This is a genomic window from Mesorhizobium sp. C120A, from assembly GCF_030323105.1.
Taxonomy (GTDB): Bacteria; Pseudomonadota; Alphaproteobacteria; order Rhizobiales; family Rhizobiaceae; genus Mesorhizobium.
In genome coordinates this window covers 2,226,689-2,244,718 of sequence record NZ_CP100476.1, presented here as the reverse complement: position 1 = coordinate 2,244,718, position 18,030 = coordinate 2,226,689, and the positions used below count along the sequence as shown (strand labels likewise).

Here is an 18,030-nt window from a genome sequence, read left to right as displayed (position 1 = left end):
GGGCAACGAATGCATGAAAACAAGACCTGAAGCGCGTCGCATGAATTCGTTTCGACGCGCGGCGCTTTAGGCCTCGCCATCCGTCGCGCCGATCTTGCGCACCAGAGCCGCGGTCGCCAGGATCGCGCCCATATCGGCGATCATCGGCGCGATGTGCTTGGTGTAATCGAGCGGCACGGAAATGGCGGGCAGTTCGAAGAAATTCTTCGGCTGCGGCAAAAGCAGGAAACCATCGCTGCCATTAAGTGCCACCCGCGCCGGATCATCGCGCCATGTCTCGTGCAGCCATTTCAGCGCCTGCGCCAACCGGCCGCTCACCAGCGGCTGCGCGGCGGCGACATTGTCGGTGCGAAATTCGTAGTCGCCGTCGAGCATTGGATCGCCGCTGGACAGTTCCTGCATCTTGCCGGCGAAGATGCCGCGGAAGAAACCGACCACCGCGTTGCTGCGGCGCGTCGCGACCAATATGCCGGGGAACGGCGCGATCGTTTCGAACGCAACGATGACGCCCTTGAAGACCGTCGACGAGCCTTTGCCCGAACCTTGGCGCAACTCCGCCTCGTAGAGCTCGAACGGAAAATCCTCGTAGCGGCCTGACACGATGTCGTCGAAGCTCTGCCGGTTGCCGACCACGGCGCGCGGCAGCCGGTCGAAGGAATTCGGCGTCACGCTGTGCTGATAGCGCACATCCCTGATGAAGCCGAAGATGATCGGCAGCAGCGTGTCACGGAACGATTGCTGCAGCCGCGTCGCCGGCCTGATCGCCAGGAAGTACAGCAGCAGCGCCGCGAAGAAACCGCCGGCATAGAGGAACACATGCGGCGTCGAGAACCATTGCTCGTTCAAGTCGGCGACCTTGTTGAACAGCCAGGCCACCAGCACGACAAAAACCAGCAGCAGCCCCAGAAACACCGGCACCCGCCAGCGCACCTGGCGGCAGGCCGAAGCCCGTCCAGCCTCATAGATCTCGATATTCTTCCTGATGCCGGCGACCACCGCTTCATCAGGCATGAACTCAGCTGCTTCCATCGCCCCCTCGCAAAGTCCTATTATACCTATGATAACGGGAAAGTTGTCAGTCGCCAAAGATCGCCTTCAGCCTGGCCTGGACCTTGCCCTTCACCCGGCCAGTCAGCGCCTCGACCGGAACCAGCCGCTCATGCCCGCCTGCGCGCAGCCGCATGAAGGGATGCATCCGGTACCCGGCGATCGCACCGCGCATGCCGAGATCGGCGCTGACATCGACGACGAAAATGCCGGCGATGCGGCCGGGCCAGGGCTGCCGCGCCAGCGCCGTGCCGAGGAAGTCGCCAAGCCCGTAAGCCACGAGCGTCTTGCCGACCCATTGCACCGGCTGCACGACATGGGCGTGGTGCCCGGCAATCAGCCCCACGCCGTGACCGGCCAGCAACCTCGCCAGCGTTTGCGTTTGCGGCTGCGGAAAATGCCGGAACTCCCAGTCCCAGTGCGGCACCGCACAGGTGAGATCGATGTTCTTGTCGGCCGCGCCTCTCGGCCATGCCGCCGGATCGCCTTGCATCGAGACAAGCTCGGTGAATGGCCCGGCGTCACCATTGCGCCACAGTGTGAAGGCGGCAAAGCCGATCGTCAGCGGCCCGGCCTTGACCTGCTCGACCGGTCCTTTTTTCGCGGTGCCGATGGTGCGGATGCCAAGCCGCTTCAGCGCCGCAGCCGTCTCGTCGAAACCGGCGACGCCCTGGTCGAGCACATGGTTGTTGGCCAGCGACAGCACGAGCTTTTCACGCGCGATGCCTACGGCGGCAAGCGCCGCGGCAAGAAACCGCTCGCTCATCGCATGGTGCGTGCCAAGCCGCGTGCCAAACGCCACGCTCGGCCGCTCGACGACCGGACTTTCGCAATTGCCGATCACCAGATCGGCTGAGCCCAAGAGCTTTGCGATTTCCGGATCGCACTCCGGCGCACTACGGTTGGCCACCGCCGAAATATCGCCGACAAAGGCCAGCCGCACCTTCCGCCCCGGCGGCGGATCGATGATCGTCGTCGCCGCCCTCGGTGCGAGATCCCTGACATCGCCGCCGAGAGACGGTTTCAGGAAGCGCGGCAGCCATGACAGTTTGTAGGAAAGCGGATAGTTCGACACGCGACGCCCAATCGTTTGCCCAATCGGTTAGCTTGTGTAGACGGTCTGCCCGGGAAGTGTCGACCGTCAGTCCTTGAAACACTGCCGCCGGCAGACACGGCGCCAAATGCGTGTAATGTCTGCGCATCGCATAGTGGAGGGATGAGATGACACGTTTTGCAGGCCTGCTGGCGTCCGCCCTCCTCCTGTTGCTGCCTTTATCTTCGGCCCGCGCTGCCGCGCCCAAAGCGGCAACCGCTTTGTTCGAGGCCAAAACGGTGACCGAGCGCAACGCCGCGCTTACCACGCTCGAGGCTGCAGCCCAGGGCGATCCGGCGTCAGCCTATGCCGCCGGGGCCGGCGAATTCTTCACCGCGCTGGAAATCCTCGCCGGCGGTCTGCACCGCCACGGGTTCGAAAGCCCGCAATCATTCATGCTGCCGCTGATGCGGCTGCCGATTCCGGACAATCCCAATCCCGAACCGCTGACCTATGAGCAGTTCCGCGCCATTCTGGTCGCCTTCCGCGACCGGCTGGAGACATCCGCGGCCACTCTGGGCTCGGTACCCGCCGATGCCGATATCGGCATGGTCGTCGACCTCACCCATGCCGGCATCGATCTCAACGAAGACGGTGCCATCGCGCCGGATGAAAGCATGGCCGCGATCATGGCCTCGCTGTCGCGCGGCGGTATCTCGTCGGACGGCGCCGCTCCCTCGCTCACATTCCGCTTCGACCGGGCCGACGGTTTCTGGCTGCAGGGCTATGCCGAATTCCTGATGGCGCAGGCCGATTTCTGGCTGGCGCATGATTTCAGGACCATGTTCGACGGCTCGTTCCACATGCTGTTCCCGCGCGCCAAACTGCCGCTGCAGGACATTCTCGTGCCTCCCGCCGGGGACATGGGCAGCAGCATCTTCGCATCGGAATGGCGCATCGCGGATTTCATCTCCATGGTTCACCTCGTCAACTGGCCGGTGGTCGAGCCCGAGCGACGTCAAGCGGCGCGCCGCCATCTGCTCGAAATGATCCGGCTGTCGCGCCAGGACTGGAAGGCGATCCGCGCCGAGACCGACAATGACCGCGAATGGTTGCCGGGACCGCAGCAGAAGGGCGAGAACCCGCTCACCGGGCTCGAAGTCGGCGAGGAGCAGGTCGAGGCCTGGCTCGCCACTCTGACCATGGCCGAAGACCTTTTGGAAGGCCGCAAGCTGCTGCCGCATTTCCGCATCACGGCCAGCACCGGCCAGGGCATCAACATGAAGCGTTTCTTCGAAGAACCGAAGCCTTTCGACCTCGTGCTGTCGATTACCGGCCCGGCCATCGCGCCCTACCTCGAGAGCGGTGAGATCGTGACCAGCGGCGAGTTCGACCAGATCCAGCGTCAGTTCGGTGGCGGTGGGTTTTTGACCTTCGCGCTGTGGTTCAATTGAGCAGGTGGCCCGGCTTTGCGTGACACAGCTCCTGACACCCTTGTGTCAGGAGCTTCGACCCGCTTAGTGTCCCTTGCCACTGCACTCTTTCCATTTTGGCGGACTCTGCCCATATTTGGGGCATGGCTAAACTTCCCGAGAAAAAGACACCGTCTCCGGCGGGTGACGACAGCGCTTCGCCGCCCAATCGGCGCAGCCCGCTGACCGATTTCCTCTATGCCTCGGAGCCCCTGCACAAGGGCGGCTTCGCCGAAGCGCCGCAAGCCGATTTCACCGGCACGCCGCTGAGCGGCTCGATTGCCGACTGGGCAGAGCAGATAGAGCAGGAGGCCGAGAAGGAAGGGCGTAGTTCCGGCGGCGCCAAGCCGCCGAAGGTGGCGAAGAAGATTCCGGAACGCTCAACCGCCCCCGGCCGCAGTTCGCGCGGGACCTCGATGGGTGGCGCGGCAACGGCGCGCGAACGCACCGCCGCCGGCCTCAACCCGGTCGCCGGTCTCGACATCTCTCTGGAAGACGCCGAGACGATGGCCTCGGGCAGCGTCACCGCGACGGTCGCGGCGCTGTCGGCGCTGATCGAATCCGGCAACCCCTTGCACAAGGACGGCGTGCTGTGGACGCCGCACCGCCCTGCCCGCCCGGAAAAATCCGAAGGCGGCATCGCCATTAAGATGGTGTCGGATTTCGAGCCGGCCGGCGACCAGCCGACCGCCATCAAGGATCTTGTCGAGGGCGTCGACAACAATGACCGCACTCAGGTGCTGCTCGGCGTCACCGGCTCCGGCAAAACCTTCACCATGGCCAAGGTGATCGAGCAGACGCAGCGCCCTGCTTTGATCCTGGCGCCCAACAAAACGCTGGCCGCGCAGCTCTATTCCGAGTTCAAGAAATTCTTCCCCGACAATGCGGTCGAGTATTTCGTCTCCTACTACGACTACTACCAGCCGGAAGCCTACGTTCCGCGCACCGACACCTTCATCGAGAAGGAATCCTCGATCAACGAGCAGATCGACCGGATGCGCCATTCGGCCACGCGTTCGCTGCTCGAGCGCGACGACGTCATCATCGTCGCCTCGGTGTCCTGCATCTACGGTATCGGCTCGGTCGAGACCTACACGGCGATGACCTTCCAGATGCAGATCGGCGACCGGCTCGACCAGCGGGCTCTGCTCGCGGATCTCGTCGCCCAGCAGTACAAGCGCCAGGACATCAATTTCGTGCGCGGCTCGTTCCGCGTGCGCGGCGACACGATCGAAATCTTCCCGGCCCACCTTGAGGACCGCGCCTGGCGCATCTCGATGTTCGGCGACGAGATCGAGGCGATCACCGAATTCGATCCGCTCACCGGCCAGAAGACCGGCGAGCTGAAGAGCGTCAAGATCTACGCCAACTCGCACTATGTGACGCCGCGTCCAACGCTCAACCAGGCGATCAAGTCGATCAAGGAGGAGCTCAAGCACCGGCTGGTCGAGCTCGAGCGCGCCGGCCGCCTGCTGGAGGCACAGCGGCTCGAACAGCGCTGCCGCTTCGATCTTGAGATGCTGGAAGCCACCGGCTCCTGCGCCGGCATCGAGAACTATTCGCGCTATCTCACGGGACGCCAGCCGGGCGATCCGCCGCCGACATTGTTCGAATATATCCCGGACAATGCGCTGGTCTTCATCGACGAAAGCCACGTCACCGTGCCGCAGATCGGCGGCATGTATCGTGGCGACTTTCGGCGCAAGGCGACGCTGGCGGAGTATGGTTTTCGCCTGCCCTCCTGCATGGACAACCGTCCGCTGCGCTTCGAGGAATGGGACGCCATGCGACCGCTCTCCGTCGCGGTTTCTGCGACACCCGGCGCCTGGGAGATGGAACAGGCCGGCGGCGTGTTCGCCGAGCAGGTCATCCGCCCGACCGGCCTGATCGATCCACCGGTCGAAGTCCGCCCGGCGAAAAGCCAGGTCGACGATGTCGTCGGCGAAATCCGCGACACCACGGCCGCCGGCTACCGCACGCTGGTCACCGTTTTGACCAAGCGCATGGCCGAAGACCTGACCGAATATTTGCATGAGCAAGGCGTGCGCGTTCGCTACATGCACTCCGACATCGACACGCTGGAGCGCATCGAGATTCTGCGCGATCTCCGCCTCGGCGCTTTCGACGTGCTGGTCGGCATCAACCTGCTGCGCGAAGGCCTCGACATTCCCGAATGCGGTTTCGTCGCCATCCTCGACGCCGACAAGGAGGGTTTCCTGCGCTCCGAGACGTCGCTGATCCAGACCATCGGTCGCGCCGCCCGCAACGTCGACGGCAAGGTCATCCTCTATGCCGACCAGGTCACCGGCTCGATGGAGCGGGCGATGGCCGAGACCAACCGCCGCCGCGAAAAGCAGATGGAATGGAACGCGGCCAACGGCATCACCCCGGAATCGGTGAAGTCGCGCATCTCCGACATTCTGGATTCGGTCTACGAGAAGGACCATGTCCGCGCCGATATCTCGCAGTTCACCGACGGCGCCGGTGCGATGATGGGCAACAATCTCAAGGCTCATCTCGACGCCATGGAAAAGCAGATGCGCGACGCCGCCGCCAATCTCGACTTCGAAAAGGCCGCCCGCATCCGCGACGAGATCAAGCGGCTGCGCGAGATGGAACTGTCCATCTCGGAAGACCCTCTGGCCAAATACGCCGACATGGAAAGCCCGGTCTCCGGCCGCGAGAAGGGCAAGCACAACAAGGGCGTGGCCAAGCACCGTACGGCTGAGGAACAGGAGCGTTTTCGCAAGTTCGACGACGCACGCGCGGCTGAAGAGGCGGCCAGGGCTGCCCGGTCCAACCTCTTCCGCAAGCCGGCGCTCGACGAAATGGGTGCCGACGGCGCCGTGCCGGTAAAGAAGCCACTGTTCGCCAAGCCCTCGATCGACGACATGGGCCCAGGCACCGACATGCCGACACCGGCCGGAGCGGTATCGCGCTCGCTGTTCAAGAAACAGTCGGCCGAAGAGGCGCACGGCTCCGACTTCGGCATTCCGGGCGATGCCACCAAGCCGCTGTTCAAGAAAAACTCGCTGGACGAGATGACCGTGCGGCGGACCGAAAAGCCGGTCGAAGGAAAAGTGCCGGCCAAGCCAAACCCCATCTCCCCCCAAGTGGGGGAGATGTCCGGCAGGACAGAGGGGGGCGCGAAGGATCGCGACGATTCCCCCAAGCCAATCATTCGCCAGCGTGCTGGCATCGGCTCCTACGAAGACCCAGGCGACGCCCGCCGCGAAAAGCGCCGGCCGGGCAAGACGGGGCGGCCGGGGAAATAGCACCTCTTTCCTTCTCCCCTTGTGGGAGAAGGGAAGAGCGCTCCACCACCGCCGCATCCGTCGCCACTTGCCTCCACCCCCGCCTTTGGTGTAATCGCTCCACACACTCAAAGTTTTGTCTTGAAAGGAGGGCTGCGTGTCTATCGATCACCATCGTCAGCGTGGCCCGATTTCGGCCCTGCGAGTTCGCTTGCAGGGCTGACCAGGGACATCACGGGTTTTTTCCCGTTTCGATTTTTTGGTCTGCCCTTCGTGGTGCGCAAAGCTGAGCCTGACGGCCGGCAAGCACACCGTCAAAGTGCATCCGGAGTTGTCTCCGGCAAGACCAGAGAAATCGCAATGGCCCTGATCAGCCTCAAATCCCTCGGCGTCACCATGAGTGCGCCGCTGTTTTCCAATCTCGACCTCACCATCGGCGCCGGCGACCGGCTCGGCATCGTCGCCGCCAATGGCCGCGGCAAGTCGACCTTGCTTAAATGCCTGACCGGCGCGCTGGAGCCGACCTCGGGCGACATTTCTCGCACGCGCGGCCTGCGTGTCGGCCATGTCGAGCAGTCGGTTCCGCCAGCCCTTCTCAGCCGCAGCTTCCATCAGGTGGTGGCCGATGCCTTGCCGGCCGAGCAGGCCGACAGCGAGATGTGGCGCGTCGACGTGGTGCTGGATTCGCTCGACGTGCCCGAGCCGATGCGCGAACGGCCGATGCAGGCGCTGAGCGGCGGATGGCAGCGGCTGGCGCTGATCGCCCGCGTCTGGGTCACCGATCCGGATGTGCTTTTGCTCGACGAGCCGACCAATCATCTCGACCTCGCTAAGATCAGCCAGCTGGAAAGCTGGCTGAACGCCCTGCCGCGCGAAGTGCCGGTGGTCATCGCCAGTCACGACCGCGCCTTTCTCGATGCCGTCACCAACCGCACGCTGTTCTTGCGCCCGGAGGACTCGCCGGTGTTTGCACTGCCCTATTCCAGGGCGCGGCAGGCCCTGGACGAATTGGACGCCTCGACGGCGCGCCGGTTCGAGCGAGACATGAAGGTGGCGCAGCAACTGCGCAAGCAGGCCGCCAAGCTCAACAACATCGGCATCAATTCCGGCAGCGACCTTTTGACGGTGAAGACCAAGCAACTCAGGGAACGGGCGGAGAAGCTGGAAGACGCCGCGGTATCGGCGCATCGCGAGAAATCGGCCGGCGCGATCCGGCTGGCCAACCGCGGCACCCATGCCAAGGTGCTGATTACGCTGGATGACGCCGCAGTGGAAACGCCGGACGGCACGCTGCTGTTCAAGACCGGCAAGCGCCACATCTGCCAGGGCGACCGCATCGTGCTGCTCGGCCGCAACGGCGTCGGCAAGTCGCGTTTCGTCGATCTGATCCGCAACGCCATCGCCGAGCCGGACACGGTGCCGAACGTCAAGGTGACGCCGTCGACGGTGCTTGGCTACAGCGACCAGGCGCTGGCCGGCATCAGTGGCGACGACACGCCGCTGGCCCTGGTCTCGCACCGCTACGATGTCGGCGAGCAACGCGCCCGCTCGCTGCTTGCCGGCGCCGGCGTGGTCATTGAGATGCAGGAGAAAAAGATCGGTGTGCTGTCCGGCGGCCAGAAGGCGCGGCTGATGATGCTGGCGCTCAGGCTCACCCACCCCAACTTCTACCTGCTGGACGAGCCGACCAACCATCTCGACATTGACGGCCAGGAAGCGCTGGAGGAGGAACTGCTCAAGCACCAGGCGAGCTGTGTGCTCGCCTCGCATGACCGCTCCTTCATCCGCGCCGTCGGCAACCGCTTCTGGCTGGTCGACAAGCGGAAGCTGACCGAAGTCGAAGACCCCGAGGATTTCTTCCGCTCGGTGGCTGAAACGGTGGGCTGAGGAACTACCACCATGGGCCGCACTGTGTTGCGGCCCATGGTTTCACATCTCCCAGAATATTTTCAGCGCTCTGTCGGATCGCCTGAACCTGCTGCGTCCTTGGGATGCCGACACGATGATGCCGGCTTCATCTGAGGAGAACGCATCATGTCCATCCTGTCATCCATAGGCCGCGTCGCCGCCCGTTACGCACAGAACCGCGCCCGCTATCGCAGCGAGCGCGAGCTTCTGGCCCTGCCGATCGAACTGCGCAAGGATATCGGCTGGCCGGAAATCCTCATCGACGCGCAAAACGGCCCGCGGATCTGCAGGGCGCCCTGACCATGCGGTCGGGAAAGATCGATGCAGGTCGCCACGGGGCGACCGTTGCTCAGTCATGCGTATCGCCAGACAGCGGCGTCGCCTGCATCGATCGACGCTTTTCGAACGCCTCGAACCAGCGCGTCAGCCGCGCCCGCGCGCGAAAGGACGGCAGCTGGCGGAACGTCATCCAGGACAGCGTGGTGGCAAGCGCTATGTGGCCGACATGGAGCGATGTCTCGTCGTCCAGCGCGCTTTCGATCCAGTCATAGCTGGCCTCGATTTTTTCCCGGTAGCCTTCGGCAAGCGCTGCATAGCGCAACTGTTCGGGCCGCCTTTCCGTCTCCCAGCGCAGGCCTATGCCCGTCTGCGCCAGGCCTTGGGCGACCGCCTGCAGCCGCAACGCCTGCCAGCGCGCTTCGCCGTCCTGCGGCAGCAATTTGCGGCCATCATGCAGCGTATCGAGATAGTCGCAGATGACATCGGAATCGAAGAGCGGCGACGCATCCGGCCGCAGCAGCACCGGCACCTTGCCGAGCGGGTTTTCGGCGTAGACACGGGCATTGCGCAAGGTCGGGCTGGTCTCGTGATGAATGACCTCGAGCCGGTCGGCAAGCCCGACCTCATGGGCGAAGACGAGCGCCTTGCGCGCAAAGGGCGAATGGGTCTGGTAATAGAGGATCATTGTCGTCTCAGCGGGTTGGAGAAGCAGTCCCCTTTTCTAGCCTGCTCATACCGAGGATTGCGCTCTGATTGGGCGCCGCCGACGCAAGTTCATTTCACCCCAAAAATCGCATCGGCCCAGAAAATCGCATCAGACATGTAGGATCGCCGCCGCCTCGTTCGTCCTAGGCTTCGCAAGGCCAACCAAGCGCCCAGACCAAACCCAAAGAGGAACAAGACATGACCGACCAGACCCCCATTCAGCCGGCCGCGAAAGTTCTCGGTGGATTGACCCCCTATCTGCAACTGGACGGCGCCTTCAAGGCCGCCGAGTTCTACAAGAAGGCCTTCGGCGCCGAGCAGGTGTTCTTCTATCCGCCCGATGACCAGGGCCGCACCATGCACATCCATCTCCACATCAAAGGCTCGACGCTGATGATTTCCGATTTCTACCCCGAAAACGGCATGCCTGCCGTCAAGCCGCAGGGCTATACCATGCAGCTCCATCTCGGCGCCGACGAGATCGATGACTGGTGGAAGCGCGCGGTCGATGCCGGCTGCGAAGTCGCAGTGCCGCTGCAGCTGATGTTCTGGGGCGACCAGTGGGGCAACATGCGCGATCCCTTCGGGGTCGAATGGGCGATGAACGCGCCGGCGAAGAAAGACTGACCACTGCTGACAAAGCTCCTCACCGGCTGACGCCGGTAAGGAGCTTTGTGAGATACTCCAAGGAGAACCTGATGTCCTATGTCGATGGTTTCGTGCTCGCCGTGCCGAAGGCAAATATCGATGACTACAAGAAGCTGGCCAACCTCGCAGGCCCGATATGGAAGGAACACGGAGCGCTCGCCTATGTCGAATGTATCGCCGACGACGTGCCCTATGGTGAGTTGACCTCGTTTCCGCGTGCCGTTCAGGCAAAAGACGACGAGATCGTCGTCTTTGCTTGGGCCGTCTATTCGTCCAGGCAAAGCCGCGACGCGGTAATGGCCAAGGTGATGGCCGATCCCCGTTTGACACCCGATTTGGGGCCCATGCCCTTCGATATGAAGCGCATGATCTTCGGCGGCTTCCAGCCCTTCATCGAGCTTTAGCCGCTGCTCAGTCCAGCTTGTCCAGCAGCGGCTTCAACCTGTCGCCATAGCGCTTCCAGAGATCGACCGAGCCCTGATACATCGGCTGGCGCACCTGCGCGGCCGAGGCCGTGCGCACCGGGCGGTCGGTCTCGTGGAACGACAGCGCCTTGTCGTCCCAGGACAGGCCGAGATGCCCGATCAGCGCCCGCGTCTGTCCCTCCTGGTCGGCCACGAAATCCTCGTAACGCACGTCATGGACGACGCCCGGCAGAACATCGTGCCAATGCGCCATGATGTCGGTGTAGATGTTGTGGAAATCGGCGAGCTCGCCCAGATCATAGCCGTAGCGGTGGTTGTCGCCGCGGAAATGCACCTTGTAGATCGAAAGGCAGGTCGCCGCCGCATCGCGCGCGCAATGGATGATCTTGGCTTTCGGCAGCATCATATGGATGAAGCCGATGAGCAGGAAGTTGCCGGGCATCTTGTCGGTGACATGCCTGAAGTTGGGATAGCGCTCATGCAGCATGTCGAGATAGGCTTGGCCCGCCTCCGCAAACTCCGCGTCGGATACATCGACCAGTCCCCAGGGGAAACCTCCCGGCATGGTCAGCGGAAATTGCTTGCCGACCGCGGTTTTCAACATGCTGAGCTCGCCCGCGCCATAGACTTGTGGATGGCTGGCGATGATCTGTTCGACCAGCGTGGTGCCGGAGCGCGGCATGCCGACGACGAAAATCGGCGTGTCGTCGGAGATTGCACTTGGCTTGTGCTTTTCGAAAAAGCCGGCGTTGAACACCGTCTTCATCGCCTCGAATTCGGCCCGCGTCCTGACCGGATCATAATCGATGCCCTTGCGGCGGATCGCATTGCCTTCAGCGAAATAGTCGAAGGCCCTGTTATAGTCCTTCAAATCGTCATTGGCCTTGCCGAGACCGAAGGACAGCTGCATGCGTGCCAGGCTGTCGGCCGGCGCCTTGGCATGCTGGGCCTCCATGCCGGCGAGTTCGGCGTCGCGCTCCTTCTGGCGCTTGACCTGCGTCAGCATCAGCCAGGCCTTTGCCATGCCTGGCGTGATCGCCAACGCCTGCCGAAACAGGTCTGCCGCTTCATCGAGCTTGCCTTTTTCCATCAGCCCGACGCCGAGCCCATGCAACAGGTCGGCATCCTTGGGCCGGATCGTCAGCGCCTCGCGAAAGGTCGCCAGCGCCTCATCCAGACGACCGGCTTCCTGCAACGTTTCGGCAAGCCCGATGCGGGCGCGGACATGGAAGGGATTGCGCCCGATTGTGCCGCGATAGATGTCCTCCGCAGCCTCGAACTGGCCGAGCTGTTTCAACGCCGAACCCAGATTGTCGCGTGCCGCGAGCTGGTCGGGCTTGAGATCGACCGCGCCGCGGAAGAAATCGGCGGACGCGGCAACGCGGCCGAGATCGCGCATCACCGTGCCGAGATTGTTGAGGAAATCGGGATTCTTCGGCTGCAGACGCACAGACTGCTCGATCAGCTCCAGCCCTTCGGGGCTGCGCCCGGTCTGGTGCAGCAACAGGCCCAGGAAATGCGCCGCTGCCGGGTGATTGGCCTTGCGCGCCAGCACCTGCCGGTACAGCGTCTCGGCCTCCTGCCGGCGCCCGGCCTGATGCAGCTGCAGCGCCTGCTGCACATATTGGTCGAGGCCCAGCGGCGCCTGTCCGCCAGCTCCAGCACCCGCCGCTCTTCTCTGATCTCTGTTGATGGGAAACCTGCCGTGTTTTGTCCGCTTGCCGCGATCTAGGCCATCGGCGCTGCAGGTTCAAGGGAAGAGTGGGCTCGCCAAGGGCGCGGACCTCTTCGAAACTCTAGAGGAATTCCAGGAAAATGTAGCGTTCAAATCAGCCGGTGGCTCTCGGCGAGCCGGCGCTCCCGCCGTAGCGTGCCGTCGGTGTCGGCAATCTTGCGCCGTGCCGCTTCGTCGCTTCTTATCGTCAGGCGCACTGATATTGCCTTGGGGAAGAGGACGATTGGCTCGATTGTTGCGGTCGGACGATCCGGCGTTTTCATGAATCTCATATATTTTTGCCTTTCGTAAAAAATAATCTTAGGGGCACCGGAATAATTATTCCGATGCTCTCAAAATAAGAAATTGGCTGATATTGTTCCACAATAGCAGATTTATTAGGGGTTTATACGAGAAATTTTTTATACCGGTCGAGCCGCGGCGGAAATCAGCTTGAATAACCAACAATTTCGGATTATTGATCTGAGATCGTTTTTTGGGTCAAGCTTGGCATATAGCGGCGTCGGAGATACTCGACCCGCCAAACTCATTCCAATCGCCGATGGTTGAGTTCCCGGTTGATGCCGGAAAGCATCGACGAACCAGAGCCAAGCCAATGCCGGATCGCACCACCCGTTCCATCGCCCATTTCGCGGCACCCTTCGTGCTTAGCGGGCTGGAAGGGCAACTGCCGGCCGGCGACTATGACATCGATCACGACGAAGAGCTGATCGAGGGCATGTCGCGGCTTGCCTGGCGTCGCGTCGCCACCTTCATCCATTTGCCGGCAAGGGCGGTGAAGAACCCGGCCACCAGCCAGCTTGTCGCCATCGACTACCTCGAACTCGAAACAGCGCTGAGGCGCGACCAGGAGAACGCAGCATGATCCGCTTCCAGCAGAATGCGCGTCCGCGCACCGATACGCCCTCGCACCTCTTCGCCATCGGCCAGACCGTGCGCATGAAGAGCCGCAGCGGGCTCGCCCAGCAGACCGCCGAGCTGTTTCAGATCAAGAGCAGATTGCCGGTCAAGGATGGCTCGCCGCAATATCGCATCCGCAGCGAGGAGGAGACCTATGAGCGGGTCACCACGGAAGACAACCTCGAAGTGGCGGACGCCCCGGCTGTCCCCGACAGCCCGGCCGTCTGACACCGCACCCACCCAGCACGTACGAAGGAGCAGACGGATGGCCAAGGGTCAGCAGCGCAGCAATCGCGAAACGCGCAAGCCCAAGAAAGACAAGGTGGTGGCCAAGGCCGCCTCCCCGTTCGGTTCCTCGGTCAAGCAGCCGAGAGCAGCCTGAAGCCGAAGTCGAAGGGCTGACCAGGCAGGGCGCGCCTGGCGCACCTGCCGGCAATGGACTGACGATCTCGGACTGACGATCTCGCGCAAAACTCTGCAACGGAGGCTTGCTTGACGTTCTTCGTCGAGCCGCTCGCGCGACGTCGACGAAGCCACGCTCGACAAGGTATCGCTGGACGCGCCGAACCTGCGCGCCGCCCTGCAGGGCGCCACCGCGCTGTTCCACAGCCTCGCCATGCCGCAGATCCCCGACCGTCTGCGCATTTGCGACGAGGACGGCGCAGAGCTTTATGCCGGCCCGGCCGACGGGGCGTATTCGGCGTAGGCAACCACTCCGATCCGCGACCTTGCCTTCTCCCTTGGGGGTGAGAAGCGGTCCGCGCAGCAGACGAAAAGCCAATTGTTGGCTTTTCGAGTTTCGAACGCCCTGAGCCTGCGAAGGACCAAGGGTGGTCCGGTCCACCCGCCCGGTCCCCGCTGCTTCGCAGGGTCCCGGCATTCGCCGCCTTTTTTATCGTGCCAGTGGGACGGTGAATTCGCCTCCGGCGGACTCACCCGACAGGGGAGAAGGAAAAATCAGCAGGGGCCGTCCTCGACGACGCGGTAGTCGGCGGCACGGGCCTCGCAGGCGTTGGGAAAGGTGCGCAGCTCGCCATGGCGGCGGGCGCAGACCGGGGCGTATTCGCGCGTGCAGAATGTCGGCTCTTCGCCACCACCGCCACCACCGCCGCCGTCGCGGCAAGGGCCGTCGCGAACGATGCGGTAGCCTTCCCGTTCGGCAAGGCAGGCATTGGCGAAGGTCTGGCGGTCACCGCCGCGCCGCGCGCAGACCGGCTCGTATTGCCTGGTGCAGAATTCCGGTTCCGGCCGTGGCGGGCGCGGACGTGGTCCCGGCCCGTCATCGACGACGACGGTGCAGGCCGCAAGAAGACCCGACAGGAAGAGAATAGTAAAACCCTGGCGCGAGAAGATCGTCGCAAGAAATCTCATGAATATGCCTCCCTCGAGACCCCCGTCCCCGGCGCAAAACGCGCCTGTCGATCCTCGCCATTCCCTTGCCAAATGCAACCCCCGTTTGCGGCGCGGGAGCCATGCGATGCCCGGCCCGCGCATTGCTTTGGCCCTGGACCAAACCGCTGGACCATGCGTGGCCGGGCTCTGGCTGATGAACTCTTAAGAACCCAGGTTTATCGAAGCGCCTTCGTTGGGATGCGTCGATGGACGCGGCCCGCGGCGCTATCTTGCAACGATCACGTTTCCGTGCGATAAATTTTGTGTTCGGGCATTTGCGACCCGGAGAGCGGAACGTTTTGGACGACCTTTCCCCGATACTGTGAATCTCTGACGGCCCCATTTTCGGCGGGGGGTTTTACCATGCGCAAATGCAGGACTGCCGAAGCAACCACCGGGACTTGCCCACGATGCCAGGCGGCGGGCAAACCATAAGACTGACACGGGTGAAGGAGTTTCCCCAATGGCCCAGACCGGCACCGTTAAATTCTTCAACGCGACCAAAGGCTTCGGCTTCATCACGCCCGACGGCGGCGCCAAGGATGTGTTCGTCCACATTTCCGCGATCGAGGCCTCGGGCCTGCGTACCCTCGTCGACGGCCAGAAGGTCACCTTCGACGTTGAACCCGACCGCATGGGCAAGGGTCCGAAGGCGGTCAACCTCCGCGCGGCCTGAACCGGCGGTGCCCGCGCGCCCGTCAGGGCGCTCGAAAAAGCACCTAAAGCGTGTTTGAACCGGCTTTGTCAGCCGTCCAGAGTTTCGAAGGCGCGACGTTTCCCGTTGCGCCTTTTTCATGACCGCCGTCGCCGGAGGCAAAGGACGCTTTATCGGTCAATGCCGTGGCTGATCGCCGGAGCAATCGTCTGGCGCGAATTGCCTTCGGTGCCACGATCTATTTGACCAGCCTTCAGCGTTGCCGCCGTCGCCAAAACTTTCTCTTGCCGATAGCGCTAAAATAAAGGACAAATTTCCCTTCGGGCATTTGCCGGCCCGAAACTGGACTTTATGGGATCAAAGGGAGCTTCCCATGCCGCAGACCGGCACCGTCAAATTCTTCAATCATGCCAAAGGCTTCGGCTTCATTACGCCCGACGACGGGCAGAAGGATGTCTTCGTTCATATTTCGGCCGTGCAGGCTTCGGGTCTTTCCGGTCTGGAGGATGGACAGAAAGTGACATTCGACACCGAGCCGGACAAGCGCGGCAAGGGTCCGAAGGCCGTCAACCTGTCGGTCGGCTAAGCTGGCTCAAGACAGTCCGGACGGAGATTGACGAGGCGGAGCGCCTTGCGTACGCGCTTGGTTTTGCCGCAAGAACTGGATCGTATCAGCCAATTCCGTTCAGCCCCCGTTCAGCCACGGTCTTCTATTAATCGTCCCCTAGGCTGGACCGCATCCCCGAAAACTATCCGGGCCGGCACGAAGGAGACCAAAATGAATCGCATTTTCAAGACCGCCATCCTGGGCGCCGCTCTCGCCGCGACCACCCTCGCCACCTTGCCTGCCGCCAATGCCAAGGACTGGAACCGCTGGCATCATGGCCATGGTCGTCATCATAATGGCGACGCGATTGCGGCCGGTGTCGTCGGCCTTGCGGCCGGCGCTCTGATCGCCGGTGCGCTGAGCAACCCGCAGCCGCGCTACAGCAGCTATGATGACGATTACGACTACCGCGAAGTGCGGCCGGCGCCGGTGCGCCGTTACTATGCCGAACCGCGGGTCGTCTATGCCGACCGCTATGCCGAGCCGTGGACCCGCGACTGGTACGAATACTGCTCGGACCGCTACCGGAGCTTCAATGCCCGCAGCGGCACGTTCACCGGCAATGACGGTGAGCAGCATTTCTGCGTCGCGAATTGAGCTTCCCTGTCCCACAAAAAGCGCTGACCGCAAGGCCAGCGCTTTTTTTTGGCAGAAAGACATCGCTAAGTCAGGAAGGGATTGGTCCGCCTCTCCTCGCCAAAGCGGCCACCCGGGCCGTGGCCGCAGATGAAGCCGATCTCGTCACCGAGCGGCAAAAGCTTGTTCTTAATCGAGGCGATCAGCGCCGCATGGTCGCCGCCCGGCAGGTCGGTGCGCCCGACCGAGCCGCGAAACAGCACGTCGCCGACATGAGCGAACTTCGCCGCGCGATTGTAGTATACGACATGGCCGGGCGCATGGCCGGGGCAGTGCAGCACCTCGAACATATGTGAGCCGAACGAAACCGTCTCGCCCTCTGCGAGAAACCGGTCGGGCACGCAGTTGCGCGCCCCGGCAATGCCGTAGCGCTGGCCCTGGTTCTCGAGATTGTCGAGCAATAGCTTGTCGGCTTCGTGCGGGCCGATGATCTCGATGCCGAGTGCTTCCTTCAGCTCCATGGCGCCGCCGGCGTGATCGATGTGGCCATGGGTGATCCAGATCGCAGCGGCGGTGATCGCATTGTCCTTCAGCACCGCCAGCACCTTGTCGATGTCGCCGCCCGGATCGACGACGACGCCATGCTTGTCATCCATGTCGAACAGGATGGTGCAGTTCTGCTGGAAAGGCGTGACCGGCACGATGCCGGCATTGAGCTGACCCATGATTGTCCTTTCGCTGTTCCAGCGTGATGTAGAGGCGCGGGCGAAGGCCGTCCACTGCTGAAAGGCAAACAGTCCGTCCCAAAACAGAAATGGGCGGCCCAACGGCCGCCCATTTGACGAAGCCTGAGTCTCGAGCAATTCCAGGAAAAGTGTAAAGCGGTTTTCCGTCCGGAATTGGGTAAAACAACAAACTAGATCATTCGCCGTGAAACGGTGAATGATCTAGAGGCTTACTTCTTCATCGCGCCCATGACCGCACCGATGATGCCGGTCAGGATGGCGCCGCCGCCGGCGCCGCCGAGCAGGTTTTTGAGGTTCAGCGTATCGCCCAATCCGCCCGCTGCCGTTGCAGCCGCTGCCGGGTCGGCCGTGCCGCCGAGCAGGCTGCCGAGGATCGCCGCCCCGCCAACGCCGCCAACCGCGCCGCCGAGGATTTTGGTCAACTGGCCCATCGCCGCATTCTTCAGCGCAACGCCGACCGCCTGACCACCGACAACACCTGCAATTACCTGTACAACGAGCGCAATGAGCGTATTCGTATCCATGTACCTAGTCCCTCCATAGCTGCCAGCCTCCCGGGCCGACACCATCATGAGACGCTGAATTGTACGAAAGTCAAATGCACAGATGCTGAAATAAAGGGGCGGGCCTCAAAACCGCCCCTGCTTG

The 18,030-nt window shown here is 62.8% G+C and carries 19 protein-coding genes and 1 pseudogene; 11 read left to right on the top strand and 9 right to left on the bottom strand.

The window, feature by feature from the left end; translation table 11 throughout:
- Positions 1-66: 66 nt before the first annotated feature.
- The gene (locus NL532_RS11020; RefSeq protein WP_023828105.1) at positions 67-1,029 is read right to left on the bottom strand and encodes a DUF3137 domain-containing protein; all 963 of its coding nucleotides are present in this window, start codon (positions 1,027-1,029) and stop codon (positions 67-69) included.
- Positions 1,030-1,075: 46 nt separating this feature from the next.
- A complete protein-coding gene (locus tag NL532_RS11015; protein ID WP_023754564.1) occupies positions 1,076-2,122 on the bottom strand; it encodes a CapA family protein in 1,047 nt (348 codons plus the stop codon).
- A gap of 146 nt (positions 2,123-2,268) precedes the next feature.
- Here NL532_RS11015 and NL532_RS11010 point away from each other — a divergent pair, with 146 nt between their 5' ends.
- From NL532_RS11010 to NL532_RS10995, 4 genes are all read left to right on the top strand, one after another.
- Positions 2,269-3,534 (top strand): hypothetical protein, encoded by a 1,266-nt coding sequence (locus NL532_RS11010; RefSeq protein WP_023828106.1) that lies wholly within the window; start codon positions 2,269-2,271, stop codon positions 3,532-3,534.
- Positions 3,535-3,656: 122 nt separating this feature from the next.
- Positions 3,657-6,827 (top strand): excinuclease ABC subunit UvrB, encoded by a 3,171-nt coding sequence (gene uvrB, locus NL532_RS11005; RefSeq protein WP_023828107.1) that lies wholly within the window; start codon positions 3,657-3,659, stop codon positions 6,825-6,827.
- A 339-nt stretch (positions 6,828-7,166) separates the two neighbouring features.
- The gene (locus NL532_RS11000) at positions 7,167-8,693 is read left to right on the top strand and encodes an ABC-F family ATP-binding cassette domain-containing protein (protein WP_023828108.1); all 1,527 of its coding nucleotides are present in this window, start codon (positions 7,167-7,169) and stop codon (positions 8,691-8,693) included.
- A gap of 147 nt (positions 8,694-8,840) precedes the next feature.
- Complete coding sequence (locus NL532_RS10995) at positions 8,841-9,014, top strand: hypothetical protein (protein ID WP_023672009.1); 174 nt, start codon at positions 8,841-8,843, stop codon at positions 9,012-9,014.
- Positions 9,015-9,063: 49 nt separating this feature from the next.
- On the opposite strand, the gene NL532_RS10990 is transcribed toward NL532_RS10995, so the two are convergent.
- Entirely contained in the window at positions 9,064-9,678 is a 615-nt protein-coding gene (locus NL532_RS10990; protein ID WP_023828109.1) for a glutathione S-transferase family protein, read from the bottom strand.
- 218 nt (positions 9,679-9,896) lie between these two features.
- Here NL532_RS10990 and NL532_RS10985 point away from each other — a divergent pair.
- Positions 9,897-10,238: pseudogene (locus tag NL532_RS10985) on the top strand (VOC family protein); the annotation flags it as partial.
- On the opposite strand, the gene NL532_RS32180 reads toward NL532_RS10985, so the two are convergent.
- Positions 10,145-10,510 (bottom strand): hypothetical protein, encoded by a 366-nt coding sequence (locus NL532_RS32180; protein WP_352460608.1) that lies wholly within the window; start codon positions 10,508-10,510, stop codon positions 10,145-10,147. The pseudogene NL532_RS10985 and the gene NL532_RS32180 overlap by 94 nt on opposite strands.
- Here NL532_RS32180 and NL532_RS10980 point away from each other — a divergent pair.
- Entirely contained in the window at positions 10,397-10,750 is a 354-nt protein-coding gene (locus tag NL532_RS10980) for a DUF1428 domain-containing protein (RefSeq protein ID WP_023683729.1), read from the top strand. The two genes, NL532_RS32180 and NL532_RS10980, sit on opposite strands and share 114 nt — an antisense overlap.
- A 7-nt stretch (positions 10,751-10,757) precedes the next feature.
- Here the strand turns inward: NL532_RS10980 and NL532_RS10975 are convergent, their stop codons facing one another.
- Both NL532_RS10975 and NL532_RS10970 read right to left on the bottom strand, forming a co-directional pair.
- Complete coding sequence (locus NL532_RS10975; RefSeq protein WP_023724948.1) at positions 10,758-12,392, bottom strand: tetratricopeptide repeat-containing sulfotransferase family protein; 1,635 nt, start codon at positions 12,390-12,392, stop codon at positions 10,758-10,760.
- A 203-nt stretch (positions 12,393-12,595) separates the two neighbouring features.
- Positions 12,596-12,778: a hypothetical protein gene (locus NL532_RS10970; RefSeq protein WP_023728228.1), complete on the bottom strand. Its 183-nt coding sequence runs from the start codon at positions 12,776-12,778 to the stop codon at positions 12,596-12,598.
- 323 nt (positions 12,779-13,101) lie between these two features.
- On the opposite strand from NL532_RS10970, the gene NL532_RS10965 reads away from it, so the two are divergent.
- Together NL532_RS10965 and NL532_RS10960 are read left to right on the top strand one after the other, a co-directional pair.
- Positions 13,102-13,371, top strand: a complete 270-nt coding sequence (locus NL532_RS10965; RefSeq protein WP_023701590.1) for a hypothetical protein — start codon at positions 13,102-13,104, stop codon at positions 13,369-13,371.
- Complete coding sequence (locus NL532_RS10960) at positions 13,368-13,634, top strand: hypothetical protein (protein WP_023814998.1); 267 nt, start codon at positions 13,368-13,370, stop codon at positions 13,632-13,634. Before NL532_RS10965 ends, NL532_RS10960 begins: the two co-directional genes overlap by 4 nt.
- A gap of 729 nt (positions 13,635-14,363) precedes the next feature.
- Here the strand turns inward: NL532_RS10960 and NL532_RS10955 are convergent.
- On the bottom strand, positions 14,364-14,777 hold the full coding sequence (locus NL532_RS10955) for a Kazal-type serine protease inhibitor domain-containing protein (protein WP_023672018.1): 414 nt from the start codon (positions 14,775-14,777) through the stop codon (positions 14,364-14,366).
- A 484-nt stretch (positions 14,778-15,261) separates the two neighbouring features.
- Between NL532_RS10955 and NL532_RS10950 the strand changes: the two genes are divergently transcribed.
- The 3 genes from NL532_RS10950 (at position 15,262) to NL532_RS10940 (ending at position 16,657) form a co-directional block, all read left to right on the top strand.
- Positions 15,262-15,474: a cold-shock protein gene (locus NL532_RS10950; protein WP_006202520.1), complete on the top strand. Its 213-nt coding sequence runs from the start codon at positions 15,262-15,264 to the stop codon at positions 15,472-15,474.
- Between the two features lie 352 nt (positions 15,475-15,826).
- Positions 15,827-16,039 carry a cold-shock protein gene (locus tag NL532_RS10945; protein ID WP_023672019.1) on the top strand — a complete coding sequence of 71 codons (213 nt, stop codon included), beginning with the start codon at positions 15,827-15,829 and terminating at the stop codon, positions 16,037-16,039.
- A gap of 192 nt (positions 16,040-16,231) precedes the next feature.
- Positions 16,232-16,657: a BA14K family protein gene (locus tag NL532_RS10940; protein WP_023828111.1), complete on the top strand. Its 426-nt coding sequence runs from the start codon at positions 16,232-16,234 to the stop codon at positions 16,655-16,657.
- 65 nt (positions 16,658-16,722) lie between these two features.
- Here the strand turns inward: NL532_RS10940 and NL532_RS10935 are convergent, their stop codons facing one another.
- Together NL532_RS10935 and NL532_RS10930 are read right to left on the bottom strand one after the other, a co-directional pair.
- Positions 16,723-17,361: an MBL fold metallo-hydrolase gene (locus NL532_RS10935; RefSeq protein WP_023695789.1), complete on the bottom strand. Its 639-nt coding sequence runs from the start codon at positions 17,359-17,361 to the stop codon at positions 16,723-16,725.
- 230 nt (positions 17,362-17,591) lie between these two features.
- Positions 17,592-17,906, bottom strand: coding sequence for a hypothetical protein (locus NL532_RS10930; RefSeq protein WP_023672022.1), 315 nt, complete (start codon positions 17,904-17,906; stop codon positions 17,592-17,594).
- Between the last annotated feature and the right edge of the window lie 124 nt (positions 17,907-18,030).

Bases quoted from the DNA above. Each gene is read 5' to 3' on its own strand.
- NL532_RS11020 (WP_023828105.1), bottom strand. From the start codon at position 1,029: ATGGAAGCAGCTGAGTTCATGCCTGATGAAGCGGTGGTCGCCGGCATC.
- NL532_RS11010 (WP_023828106.1), top strand. From the start codon at position 2,269: ATGACACGTTTTGCAGGCCTGCTGGCGTCCGCCCTCCTCCTGTTGCTG.
- uvrB (WP_023828107.1), top strand. From the start codon at position 3,657: ATGGCTAAACTTCCCGAGAAAAAGACACCGTCTCCGGCGGGTGACGAC.
- NL532_RS11000 (WP_023828108.1), top strand. From the start codon at position 7,167: ATGGCCCTGATCAGCCTCAAATCCCTCGGCGTCACCATGAGTGCGCCG.
- NL532_RS10995 (WP_023672009.1), top strand. From the start codon at position 8,841: ATGTCCATCCTGTCATCCATAGGCCGCGTCGCCGCCCGTTACGCACAG.
- NL532_RS10990 (WP_023828109.1), bottom strand. From the start codon at position 9,678: ATGATCCTCTATTACCAGACCCATTCGCCCTTTGCGCGCAAGGCGCTC.
- NL532_RS10980 (WP_023683729.1), top strand. From the start codon at position 10,397: ATGTCCTATGTCGATGGTTTCGTGCTCGCCGTGCCGAAGGCAAATATC.
- NL532_RS10970 (WP_023728228.1), bottom strand. From the start codon at position 12,778: ATGAGATTCATGAAAACGCCGGATCGTCCGACCGCAACAATCGAGCCA.
- NL532_RS10965 (WP_023701590.1), top strand. From the start codon at position 13,102: ATGCCGGATCGCACCACCCGTTCCATCGCCCATTTCGCGGCACCCTTC.
- NL532_RS10960 (WP_023814998.1), top strand. From the start codon at position 13,368: ATGATCCGCTTCCAGCAGAATGCGCGTCCGCGCACCGATACGCCCTCG.
- NL532_RS10955 (WP_023672018.1), bottom strand. From the start codon at position 14,777: ATGAGATTTCTTGCGACGATCTTCTCGCGCCAGGGTTTTACTATTCTC.
- NL532_RS10950 (WP_006202520.1), top strand. From the start codon at position 15,262: ATGGCCCAGACCGGCACCGTTAAATTCTTCAACGCGACCAAAGGCTTC.
- NL532_RS10945 (WP_023672019.1), top strand. From the start codon at position 15,827: ATGCCGCAGACCGGCACCGTCAAATTCTTCAATCATGCCAAAGGCTTC.
- NL532_RS10940 (WP_023828111.1), top strand. From the start codon at position 16,232: ATGAATCGCATTTTCAAGACCGCCATCCTGGGCGCCGCTCTCGCCGCG.
- NL532_RS10935 (WP_023695789.1), bottom strand. From the start codon at position 17,361: ATGGGTCAGCTCAATGCCGGCATCGTGCCGGTCACGCCTTTCCAGCAG.
- NL532_RS10930 (WP_023672022.1), bottom strand. From the start codon at position 17,906: ATGGATACGAATACGCTCATTGCGCTCGTTGTACAGGTAATTGCAGGT.